Genomic DNA, 11,414 nt, shown 5'->3' with positions numbered 1-11,414 from the left:
TCGGGCGACATTCCCGATAATAGCCCGTATATGATTGCCCCGACTAGCAATGCCAGAAATGGGTGAATATCAAACTTAATAATTGCAACAATGATAAATGCCAGAGCCAGCAGAATAGTCAGAAGAGTGAGCATAGGTAATGGTTCGGTAGTAGGTTAGTTGTATTGCTTGGTTAGTAATGACGTTCATTCGGTAATTAGCGGAATATTTTTATAAAACCAAAGGACTGATTTCCTCAGAATTATATGAGCCGTCTTAGCAAATTACCCTATTTTGATAACACTTCGCTCACTAACAATTCCGTATACTTGATCTTGTGGTTGAGCATTCATCCGTACGCAGCCAGTAAATTGTCCGAAGGCTGGTAATAAGCCAATAGTTGGTCCGAAGAAAAAGCAAGGCATCCGTTCACTTTGGCCTAACCCTAATCGCACGGTAGTACCCGGATGAATATGTCCGGCTAAATTGTATAGTTCAGAATCAGCTAAGGAAGATTTTGGGAATTTCCAGCCACCTCGCTGATTATTAGGCTCTATCACTGGTTTGTGCGTGAGAAGAAATGGCTTCTCAATCCACTCTTCAGGATGGACTACTAATTGGTCTAACTCGTAAGCTGCTTCTGGTAGCATATCGTGGTTACCTTTCACTAATACAAAGGGTAGGGGAGCGTACTGTTCCATCCACTGAGCAAAATCTAACCATTCATTGTTCAGCGTACTGTGAAACAGGTCACCTAGCAATACTACTTTTCGGGGCTGATGCTTTTCAATTAATTCGCCTAATATCACTAAATCTTGCCAGTGCACTGCCGCCGGAATAGGAGAGCCATTCTTCCGAAAGTGCCCGGCTTTACCCAAGTGCAAATCGGCCAACAGCAAAAACTGCATTTCCTCCCAAAAGATTGCCCGCTGATGAAGTAATGTAAGTTTCTGATCGCATACATCAATCTGAATTTGAGCAGGTAATTTTTGGGTATCAGTAGCGTTGGTCATGAATGAAAGGGATAAACAATTGCCGAAGCAAAAGATTTATTTTAAAGGAATGTCGGAAAATACAACTAATATCATGATCAAATCAATTCTAATTGCAGCTTTTTTAGCGATAAATATTCACAATACCGCTTTAGCTCAAACGGCCGATGCGGTTGTAGGCGAGTGGAATACTTCGGAGAACCGAGCTAAAATAGAAGTCTATAACTGCGGAGAATCGTATTGTGGAAAAATTGTATGGTTGAAAGAGCCTAACAATCCAGACGGAAGCACCAAACTAGATAAGGAAAATCCGGACGAAGCATTCCGCACTCGACCTATTGTTGGTACTGAGATTTTAAAAGAGTTAGAGTACGACGGCGATGGTGAGTATGAAGATGGAGAAATATATGATCCTGAATCAGGTAAAACATACAGTTGCTTAATGCGGCTCAAAGAAGACGGTAATGTGCTGGAAGTGCGTGGCTATATCGGCATTTCACTGATGGGCCGATCCGAACGATGGTCCAGAGCTAGATAAAATGTGAAATATGAGATGTGAAATGTATTAGGTCAACAGACAGTAAAGGTGAATAACAAACTAGAAACTAACTATTAGCAATTTAGCTACTAAGCCATTCAACTATCAACTTATTCGCTCAGAAATGTCGCTGGTGACTTCGTGAAGGACGACGGGCATTTTAACTAAATCGCGAAAGTCCTCACCCGACTCGCGCATATCGTCGTCTTCGGTTTCATAATACCAGTGAACTTCAACTTGGGTGCTTACAGTATGGATCTTCTCCAACCGTCGAAAGATATCGATCAGGCACTTAGAAGAAGAGGTATTAAAGTACTCTAGTTTTACGTTTAGGTTCGTCGTATTGTTGGGGTTCGTTTCATACTCCGCTAACCACTGCATAACCTGAGAATAGAAGTCAACCGAATTTTCGGGTATTGATCGCCCTTTAATCTCAAAATTTCCCATTTCAAGATCAAAAAAGATATCAGGCGTTTTAGTAGTACGAGGGATATACAAATTAGTCATAACTAGCATAGGATAATAAGATATAAGTAAACAAAAACGTTGCCATAGCGTAAACCCACTACGTTACTTTTATCCTTAGTATATGCGAAACTCTAAACGTCAGCATTAATTTAGTACTTTTTAACATTATTTTAACTGAGAACTTTTGATAGGTATTTCTGTTATTCCTTTATCTCAATATTGTTAAATATATTTTATATAAAACTTAAACAAAAGTCACTAAAAAGATTTTATGAATAAAGTTACGGTTTGTCGAAAAGAACATTTTAATGCAGCTCATCGGCTCTACAATCCCGAGTGGTCTGACGAACAAAACGAACAAGTGTTTGGGAAGTGCAGTTTGCCCAACTATCACGGTCATAATTATGATTTGATTGTGAAAGTTAGCGGCTATCCTGATCCGCAGACAGGGTATGTTTACGATATGAAATTGCTTAAAGACATTATTCGCGAAGAGGTAACTTCTCGGTTCGATCATAAGAACCTAAATCTGGATACAGAGGAATTTAGGAAGGTAAATCCTACTGCCGAAAACATTGCGGTAGTTATTTGGAATCTGCTTCGCCCCCGCTTGAACCAAGATCACGATCTGAAAATCGTACTGTTTGAAACAGAAAGAAATTTTGTTGAATACCCCGCTTAAAGAAAATTATGATAAATGAACCCACAAAACATAGTAATGGTCACCAACTTCGTGAAGAAGAAGGAGACGATCATATGAGTAGCTCTTTCGAGACGCCGCTTCGCCCCGATGCTTTTGAGAAAGATGATGATCTGAAAATTGAGTTGATTGAAAAGCATTTCAGGGAAATCATGCTTATTCTAGGTCTGGATATGGAAGATGATAGCTTGCAGGGAACGCCAAGAAGAGTAGCTAAAATGTACGTTAAAGAAATATTTAGCGGTTTAAAGCCTGAAAATAAGCCTTTGGCTACGCTATTTGAGAATAAGTATAAGTACAACGAGATGTTAGTGGAAAAGAACATTACCTTCTATTCCAATTGTGAGCATCATTTTGTACCCATATATGGTAAAGCCCACGTTGGTTACATTTCCGATGGACACGTTATTGGTCTCTCCAAAATTAATCGTATTGTACAGTACTACGCTAAGCGCCCACAGGTGCAAGAGCGTATGACCGTTCAAATTGCTAACGAACTAAAAGATGTATTGCAAACCGAAGATGTGGCGGTGGTTCTTGATGCGGCTCATATGTGCGTTTCCTCCCGAGGTGTGCAAGATGTCAATAGCCTGACCGTTACCTCGCACTACTGTGGTGCTTTCCAGGAGGATGAAGTGAGGAAAAAAGAATTTTTAAATTACATCAGCTTAAAGAGTAAACATGAAATTTAAAGGAAAAAACATCTTATTGATCGGAGGAACCTCGGGAATAGGGAAAGCCACGCTAGATATTCTCTTAGAAGAGGGCGCATCAATAACAGTAGCCTCTCGCCAAGCCCCGTCCGATCATGAAAATATCACCCATATTCCTCTTGATGTGCTAGAAATGACTGATGAGCTGGATGCCTTACCTGAGCAATTGCACGGACTAGTGTATACTCCTGGCACTATTACTTTAAAGCCGTTTCAATCGCTGAAACCAGCCGATTTTCAGCGAGAAATTGAGTTAAATGCTATTGGTGCGGTAAAAGTTATTCAGGCTGCACTAAAAAATTTGCGAGCCGCTAAAGGAGCTAGTGTAGTGATGTTTAGCACCGTAGCAGTTCAATTGGGTTTAAATTTCCATACTGCCGTGGCCATGGCTAAGGGAGCAGTAGAAGGTTTGGGAAGAGCTTTAGCGGCAGAATTGGCTAACAAAAATGTTAGGGTTAACGTAGTGGCTCCTTCACTAACCGATACTCCTTTGGCTGATAATTTGCTCTCGACTGATGAAAAGAAGGAGGCTTCTAATAAGCGGCATCCTTTAGGACGCTATGGCAAACCCGATGATATAGCTCAAGCAGTAGTCTATCTCCTTTCGGATAATAGCAGTTGGGTAACGGGACAAGTATTCCATATTGATGGTGGATTATCATCAGTGAAACATTTGTAGCTATGTTTAACGAATGTTGTTAAATAATTGACAGTTTTTTTACTCAATTAACAATCATCATACATTTTGTTTACACTAAATTAAACAAGACCAAAAACTTTATAGGCTTTAGATGTGTTATCGTAAATATCATTGTTGAGTGTATTACTATCATGCTAGGTTAGATACAATTCATCTAATTGATCACAATAGAAATGGCGTAAGCTTATGGCTTAGCTAAAGCAAAGAAAATTAGTGCAAATGCTTAGGTAATTACCCAAATGGCAGATTTGATAAAATCCCCCCCCGAGTCGTATTTAATATTTAAAGAGGAACTCAAGAAGGCTGAACATGAAAAGCAGCGCTTGAAAGAGGAGTACCAAGCAAAGCTACGAGACATGCATACAGAATTATCGTATCTTAAAGAGCAGATTACTTCTCAGCAACAAATGATGAAAACAACCATAGACTATGCTAGCCGTTTAGAAGATGAGATCAATGGTCTCCATAGTCAGATTGAAGAAGGTAAAAAGCGAAGAAAGGGAAGTTTTCACTAAATTGGAAGAACCCAAAAATTTTTTAGACCATGAAAGATTCCACGCTAACTCAATCACCGGAGGTATCTAAATTTAAAGATTACTTCGATGCTAGATTTGCCCGGGTTTCGTATCACGAAAAATCGGGTATTATTATTTGTGAACTCAAGTCGGAGTACGTACCTATTGAGCACTTCAAAGATATTTTTCTCAGAATATCTGAGTTAGTAAAAAAAGGAGCTAACCAAAAGTTTATTTTTGACAAGCGGGCATTACGCGCTTTCCATCAGCCATCCATGGAGTGGTATTTTGTAGTATGGAAAAAAGAGATGTACCAGCATGGGTTGAGTATCCACCGTAAAATACTACCCGATGAACCTTGGTTTCGCAAGTCAGTAGAAATTGCTAAAACCCAGATCGTTAAGAATTATCCTGATAATATTGTCGATAAACTTGATATCCGCTATTGCAATTCTATTGAAGAGGCTATTGAAGTGTAACGTATGGCTGAACGAACTTACACCAACGCTCAACTAAGTCAACTAGAAAAACGCTTTCGTACTAATTTTATTAACTCACTCACGGGATTTAAAAGCGTGGCTTTAATCGGTTCCCAATCTACAGAGGGCATTACGAATTTAGCAGTATTCTCTCAAATTATTCATGTGGGTGCCAATCCTCCACTCATCGGTATTCTTTTCCGTCCTCATACGGTGCCCCGCCATACACTGCAAAATATTTTAGATACCAAGAATTTTAGTATCAACCATATTCGTAAAGATTTTGTAGAGAAGGCTCATCATACTAGTGCCCGTTGGGATATTTCTGAGTTTGAAGGAGCCAAATTAACTCCTGCGTATATTGACGATTTTTCAGCTCCTTTTGTATCAGAGGCTTCAATTAAAATGGGGCTTACTTATGTAGAACATTATACTTTGCAGTCCAACGAGACTATTTTTTTAGTAGGAGAGATCCAGAAGATTGTCCTTCCTGAAAACTGCATCGCTACTGATGGATTTATCAATTTAGTTGGAGCTGGGACGATGACTTGTAGTGGCTTAGATGCTTATCATGAAGTTCAAAACCCGGTGCGTCTAACTTATGCTAAACCAAATCAGCCCGTAAAGAAAATATGAAATTCGAGATACGAAATATGAAAGGCTAACTAGCGGAGGCAAGATCAAAGTAAATGTTAGTGATTAGTAGTAGAACAATCAATTGAGCTGATACTATAGTTTATAAAGCGACTCCGCGCATTACTGAGTATCTATCTTCAAAACAATTTTTCTATCAGGTTGTCGTAAGATTGAATGAAACCTATAATTGAATTTACCGATCGTGGACTATTTTGTCCTCCAGCCAATGTCTACATCGATCCTTGGAAGCCAGTAGACAAGGCTATAATTACGCACGCTCATTCCGACCATGCTCGCTGGGGCATGAAGCATTATCTTTCTCACCACGATTCAGAAACAATTCTTCGGCTAAGGTTAGGACAAGATATATCATTGGAAACGCTGGCGTTTAACGAAACGGTCGATATTTCAGGAGTGAAGGTATCACTACATCCGGCCGGACATATCTATGGATCAGCGCAAATTCGTTTGGAGTACAAAGGTCAAATTGCCGTAGTATCCGGCGACTACAAATTGGAAGATGATGGCTTCAGTGGTCAATTTGAGCCAGTTCGCTGTCACTCATTTGTCACCGAGTCAACATTTGGGTTACCCATCTACTCTTGGAAGCCGCAACCCAGTATTATGGAAGAAATCCATGAATGGTGGCTAGGCAACCAAGCGCAGAACAAAACTTCTTTATTGATAGCTTACTCACTGGGAAAGTCCCAGCGAATAATACATCAACTAGACCGCGCTATTGGTACGGTATATTTGCACGGAGCTGTCTATAATGTAAACAATGCCCTTATCGCAGGTGGAGCTGAATTGCCATCGTTACCAAAGGTTTCAGCGGAAGTATCCAAAGAAGATTTACGAAAAGCTTTAGTTATTGCTCCTTCTTCAGCATTAAACAGCCCTTGGGTTAATCGATTCAGACCTTTTAGCACCGGAATTGCTTCAGGTTGGATGATGGTACGCGGAGCAAAACGACGAAGGGCAGCCGACCGAGGATTCGTAATGTCAGACCATGCCGATTGGCCCGGACTTAATCAGGCCATAGGGGCAACGGGAGCCGACACTATTTACGTTACGCACGGATTTACTTCAGTATTTAGCCGCTGGCTACGCGAGCAGGGTAAACAAGCCTATGAGGTTGAAACCCTCTATAGCGGCGAAACAGAAGATAACGATGAAGAAGTAGCCACTAGCGAACCGTCGTAACTAGCGAAGTTTACGCTTTATATAAAAAACAGCTCCGTTAAGTATAGCTGTGAGTAAATAGTTGCGAATAGGTTTTACGGTAATAACTCGAAAGGCAATCACACTAGCTGCCAGACCAAGTAGTACTCTAAGTATTGAGGTGTTCATAGTTCGTATTATTTGCATCTTAACCTACCTTCATTTGAATTGTTTGATACGTTGGATAGCATTTTCTTTACCAGCGTTAGTTGATTGGAACAAAGCACCAAAAGAGTTTTTTAAACAAAATGCAACTCCTATATTTGCACCGCAATTTATCTAAGTACAAAAAATTCAATTTATGCATAGTTTAGTCTATCTCGTGCCAGTGTTTGGAGTGGTGGCATTAATCTTCATGTTTATACGATCGGCCTGGATTTCTAAGCAAGACGCCGGAGAAGAAAATATGCAGATATTAGCTGGCTACATTGCTGATGGGGCGATGGCTTTTCTGAAAGCAGAATGGAAGGTACTCACGTATTTTGCAATTATTGCTGCAATTTTACTGGCTTGGTCAGGCACTACTGTAGAAACCTCCAGTCCATATATTGCAGTATCATTTATTATTGGAGCGGTCTTTTCAGCCGTTGCCGGATATATTGGAATGCGTGTAGCCACCAAAGCCAATGTACGTACCACCCAAGCCGCTCGTACCAGTTTAGCCAAAGCACTGAAAGTTTCCTTCGCCGGAGGAACAGTTATGGGATTGGGGGTAGCCGGATTAGCTGTTATAGGATTGGGATCGTTGTTTATTATTTTTTATCAAATATATGTTCTTAATGTGCCGGGAGCTAGTGTGAACGGAGTAGCAATGGAGAAAGCTCTGGAAGTACTAGCCGGGTTCTCGTTAGGAGCGGAAAGTATTGCACTCTTTGCCCGAGTGGGGGGAGGAATCTATACCAAAGCGGCTGATGTAGGAGCTGACCTAGTAGGAAAAGTAGAAGCCGGAATTCCAGAAGATGATGTTCGTAACCCAGCCACTATAGCGGATAATGTAGGTGACAACGTGGGTGACGTAGCGGGTATGGGTGCTGACTTATTTGGCTCTTACGTAGCTACTATTTTGGCAACTATGGTGCTCGGACGGGAAATTGTGTCGGACGATGCTTTCGGGGGCATTGCCCCGATATTATTACCAATGCTTATTGCCGGTGTTGGGTTAATTTTTTCTATAATAGGCTCATTCTTCGTTCGCATCACCCACGAAACCGATAGTGTCCAGAAAGCACTGAATATTGGTAACTGGTCGTCTATCATTTTAACGGTCATTGCCTCTTATTTTATCGTTGGCTATTTACTACCCGATAACTTGGAGATTCGAGGAGTTACGTTCAGTAGTCTGGATGTGTTTTGGGCGATCTTCATAGGATTAATCGTAGGGGCACTGATGAGTATCATTACTGAGTACTACACTGCTATGGGCCGCCGACCGGTAAATAGTATCATTCGTCAATCTTCTACGGGGCACGCCACAAATATTATTGGTGGACTGTCGGTAGGTATGGAATCTACGGTAATGCCTACCATTGTATTGGCATCAGGAATTATCTTTTCGTATTCGTTTGCCGGATTGTACGGAGTAGCCATTGCTGCGGCCGGAATGATGGCGACTACTGCTATGCAACTTGCCATTGATGCATTTGGCCCAATTGCTGATAATGCCGGGGGAATTGCTGAAATGAGTGGGCTACCTGAAGAAGTGCGAAGTCGAACAGATAATTTAGATGCCGTTGGAAATACAACGGCTGCAGCTGGTAAGGGTTTCGCCATTGCTTCTGCTGCTCTAACCGCCCTCGCTTTGTTTGCCGCATTTGTAGGCGTGGCTGGAATAGATTCAATCGACTTATATAAAGCCCCCGTGTTAGGCGCCTTATTTATCGGAGCAATGATTCCTTTTATCTTTTCGTCACTGGCGATTGCTGCGGTAGGAAAAGCTGCAATGGATATGGTACAGGAAGTTCGCCGACAGTTTCGGGAGATTCCGGGCATTATGGAACACAAAGCTACCCCGGAGTATCAAAAGTGTGTTGAGATATCGACGCAAGCTTCTATTCGGGAAATGATTCTGCCTGGAGCTATTGCTTTGCTAACTCCAATTTTATTTGGTTTTGGCTTCAAAGGAGTTTTTGATGATACCTCTTCGGCAGAAATTTTAGGTGGATTACTGGCCGGAATTACGGTTTCGGGTGTGCTGATGGGAATGTTTCAAAATAACGCTGGAGGGGCTTGGGATAATGCCAAAAAGTCGTTTGAAAAAGGGGTTGAAATTGATGGAAAAATGGAATACAAAGGTTCAGAAGCTCATAAAGCTTCAGTAACTGGTGATACCGTGGGAGATCCGTTTAAAGATACGTCAGGCCCTTCTATGAATATTTTGATTAAGCTTACTTCTATTGTAGCGCTTATTATTGCTCCTCATATTGCGGTAGATGGAGTTCACTCCGATCAGGCCGGAACAAGCTCAGATCAATCCGAGTCAAATTCTGTCGAAATAAAGATTAATACCGTAGAAATGGAAGAGTTTGAGACGAGTAAGATGAGGATAGAGAAAATTAAGGTTGCTAATGAACCGGCGGTTGAGTTGCGGTAAGTATTTCAGTCTTGCTCTAATCGATTCCAGATACCTTCCGCTTTTTTACCAATAAACCAGAATGAAATAGCAAGTAGGCTAAAGAATAATACTCGGTGTAGGGTATCCCAGCCGTATTCGAAATAGCGAGTATAGACATTCAATAAAAAGAATAGAATACCAATTTCAGCGGTAAGCCGTTCCTGCCGACTTAATCCCCACCAGATAGCTCCAATTGAAAAAGCCGATAATAGTAAAGTAGCGTACCAGAACTGGTACTGAGGTGTATTACCCCAAACCGATAGATCAGTCTGGTTACCGAAGATAGAAAGTAGCCACAGTGACGAGAATAATACCAGTAAACCCGAATAGTACGTAATTGGAAAGAAAGCTTGGGTAGTTGAGGTTTTCTTAACCATTACGCTCCCAACAGTTAACAACAATCCAAAGCAGACGTAGCGCAGTGGGAGGTTCATGCCCAAGAAATACGACGACTCACTACTGAAATAAAATGTTTCTATTCCGTACCAAGTAGCTAATGCAGCTAAGCTAATACCCCATAAAAGATGACTCTTTAAATAGACAGCTATTATTCCATAACAGACAGCCGCTGATCCTACAAAGACCGGAAAGCTGCCCTCCGCCATTTGTAACGCTTCACTCAGGTAAGTCAGAAAAAAAGCAATAAAGATAGCACCGAAAATTAAGAGGGCTTCATTGCTATATTTTTGAGATGGATATTTTCTTCTGCGGCGAACACCGAGGGAGAAAGTGCCCAGTGTTAGAATCAGGAAAAGAACGCACTTAGTTAGTGCAGAGGCTCCTATTAAACGATTCATCACACTCATCAGCCAGTCGTCTAATAGGAAAAGAGCAGTGGATAGTATAATGCAGGCAATGGCAAAGAAGAAGGCAATTAGCGATAGATTTCTCCAGTCGAAGTGAGATTTACTCTCCTTAATTTCGTAAGACTGGCGCAATGTTTCAGCAGTAGCGGTGCTGATAAGCTGTTGATCTTCCCAATGCTGAATGGCCTTTCGCAACGTCTGATGTTGCTCCTCAGTAAATTGCATACCGCAATATACAAATCAGCAGTAATGCTTGCTTAACACATCGCTACTAAAATAATTTGTGATAAAAAGTTATCCAGTTGAGCTTACAAAGACTCATAATCCCAACTGGATAATCAAATTATTTCGGACGACTTCTACTGGGACGATTCGTCGCCGGACGAGTACTCCGGTTGCTAGAAGAGCTAGAGCGACTTACGTTAGAACGAGAACTACTTCTCGAAGAAGAACGGTTCACAGTTGAACGAGAGGTGCTACTGCTTGAAGAACCACGTTTTACGTTCGTCCGACTCGATGGTGCCGATGAGCGCGCCGAACTAACCGATGATCGTCGATTAGTTTTCACCGAACTGCTAGACCGAGTTGCCAGAGAACGCTGAGTGGAACTTCGGTTATACTGCGATGAAGTACCACTATTCCGGCTACGACTATTGACCGTAGTACGTTCTCGGGGGGCAGTTGTTCTGCTCTGGTTACTTCGCTCAACACGATTCCTCTGACTGCTAGATGGGTCACTTGAGCGAGAATAGCTGCTGGCATCGCGGTTAGTACTACGTGATCTATCACCACGATTCACGGTAGAATAGTCAGTTCGGCTGCGCGTATTGGGCGTAGCGGATGACCGGGTCGCTGAAGATCTTGTTGCCCGATCATACGTAGAACGATTGGGTGAAGTGGCTCGGTAGTCACCTCGGTTGTTTTGAGTACTTCCTGAACTTACTCTAGAGGATCTACTATTAGGGCTTCTACTAGCACGAGGCTGATACATAGTAACCGAGTTATTACGTAGAGCTGGTGCACCGGGTCGCTGTGCTGGGCGCACCCGACGAACGG

General features: G+C 41.8%; 13 protein-coding genes and 1 pseudogene. 9 read left to right on the top strand and 5 right to left on the bottom strand.

Features of this window, described 5'->3' with window-relative positions; all coding sequences use genetic code 11:
• Both WBA23_RS20870 and pdeM read right to left on the bottom strand, forming a co-directional pair.
• A partial coding sequence (locus WBA23_RS20870; protein ID WP_424584217.1) for a hypothetical protein occupies nt 1–134 on the bottom strand: 134 nt, incomplete at its 3' end.
• 129 nt (nt 135–263) lie between these two features.
• A complete protein-coding gene (gene pdeM / locus WBA23_RS20865) occupies nt 264–992 on the bottom strand; it encodes a ligase-associated DNA damage response endonuclease PdeM (protein WP_424584216.1) in 729 nt (242 codons plus the stop codon).
• Nucleotides 993–1,065: 73 nt separating this feature from the next.
• On the opposite strand from pdeM, the gene WBA23_RS20860 reads away from it, so the two are divergent.
• Nucleotides 1,066–1,509: a DUF2147 domain-containing protein gene (locus tag WBA23_RS20860; protein ID WP_424584215.1), complete on the top strand. Its 444-nt coding sequence runs from the start codon at nt 1,066–1,068 to the stop codon at nt 1,507–1,509.
• Nucleotides 1,510–1,614: 105 nt separating this feature from the next.
• On the opposite strand, the gene WBA23_RS20855 is transcribed toward WBA23_RS20860, so the two are convergent.
• Nucleotides 1,615–2,016, bottom strand: coding sequence for a DUF1987 domain-containing protein (locus WBA23_RS20855; RefSeq protein WP_424584214.1), 402 nt, complete (start codon nt 2,014–2,016; stop codon nt 1,615–1,617).
• A gap of 232 nt (nt 2,017–2,248) precedes the next feature.
• Between WBA23_RS20855 and WBA23_RS20850 the strand changes: the two genes are divergently transcribed.
• The 8 genes from WBA23_RS20850 (at nt 2,249) to WBA23_RS20815 (ending at nt 9,531) form a co-directional block, all read left to right on the top strand.
• Nucleotides 2,249–2,659 (top strand): 6-pyruvoyl trahydropterin synthase family protein, encoded by a 411-nt coding sequence (locus WBA23_RS20850; protein ID WP_424584213.1) that lies wholly within the window; start codon nt 2,249–2,251, stop codon nt 2,657–2,659.
• Between the two features lie 8 nt (nt 2,660–2,667).
• Nucleotides 2,668–3,369: a GTP cyclohydrolase I FolE gene (gene folE, locus WBA23_RS20845; RefSeq protein WP_424584212.1), complete on the top strand. Its 702-nt coding sequence runs from the start codon at nt 2,668–2,670 to the stop codon at nt 3,367–3,369.
• Nucleotides 3,359–4,069: an SDR family NAD(P)-dependent oxidoreductase gene (locus WBA23_RS20840; RefSeq protein ID WP_424584211.1), complete on the top strand. Its 711-nt coding sequence runs from the start codon at nt 3,359–3,361 to the stop codon at nt 4,067–4,069. Before folE ends, WBA23_RS20840 begins: the two co-directional genes overlap by 11 nt.
• A gap of 260 nt (nt 4,070–4,329) precedes the next feature.
• Complete coding sequence (locus WBA23_RS20835; RefSeq protein WP_424584210.1) at nt 4,330–4,605, top strand: hypothetical protein; 276 nt, start codon at nt 4,330–4,332, stop codon at nt 4,603–4,605.
• A 29-nt stretch (nt 4,606–4,634) separates the two neighbouring features.
• Nucleotides 4,635–5,084, top strand: coding sequence for a hypothetical protein (locus tag WBA23_RS20830; RefSeq protein ID WP_424584209.1), 450 nt, complete (start codon nt 4,635–4,637; stop codon nt 5,082–5,084).
• 3 nt (nt 5,085–5,087) lie between these two features.
• Nucleotides 5,088–5,720, top strand: coding sequence for a flavin reductase family protein (locus WBA23_RS20825; RefSeq protein WP_424584208.1), 633 nt, complete (start codon nt 5,088–5,090; stop codon nt 5,718–5,720).
• A gap of 174 nt (nt 5,721–5,894) precedes the next feature.
• A complete protein-coding gene (locus WBA23_RS20820; protein WP_424584207.1) occupies nt 5,895–6,923 on the top strand; it encodes a ligase-associated DNA damage response exonuclease in 1,029 nt (342 codons plus the stop codon).
• Nucleotides 6,924–7,242: 319 nt separating this feature from the next.
• A complete protein-coding gene (locus WBA23_RS20815; protein WP_424584206.1) occupies nt 7,243–9,531 on the top strand; it encodes a sodium-translocating pyrophosphatase in 2,289 nt (762 codons plus the stop codon).
• 5 nt (nt 9,532–9,536) lie between these two features.
• On the opposite strand, the gene WBA23_RS20810 is transcribed toward WBA23_RS20815, so the two are convergent.
• Nucleotides 9,537–10,583: a DUF2157 domain-containing protein gene (locus tag WBA23_RS20810; RefSeq protein WP_424584205.1), complete on the bottom strand. Its 1,047-nt coding sequence runs from the start codon at nt 10,581–10,583 to the stop codon at nt 9,537–9,539.
• A gap of 118 nt (nt 10,584–10,701) precedes the next feature.
• Nucleotides 10,702–11,414 (bottom strand): annotated as a pseudogene (locus tag WBA23_RS20805) (hypothetical protein); the annotation flags it as partial.

It is taken from the genome of Tunicatimonas sp. (genome assembly GCF_049647865.1).
GTDB lineage: Bacteria > Bacteroidota > Bacteroidia > Cytophagales > Cyclobacteriaceae > Tunicatimonas.
Note: the sequence above shows the minus strand (reverse complement) of the source record. Positions and strands in the feature narration are given on the sequence as shown.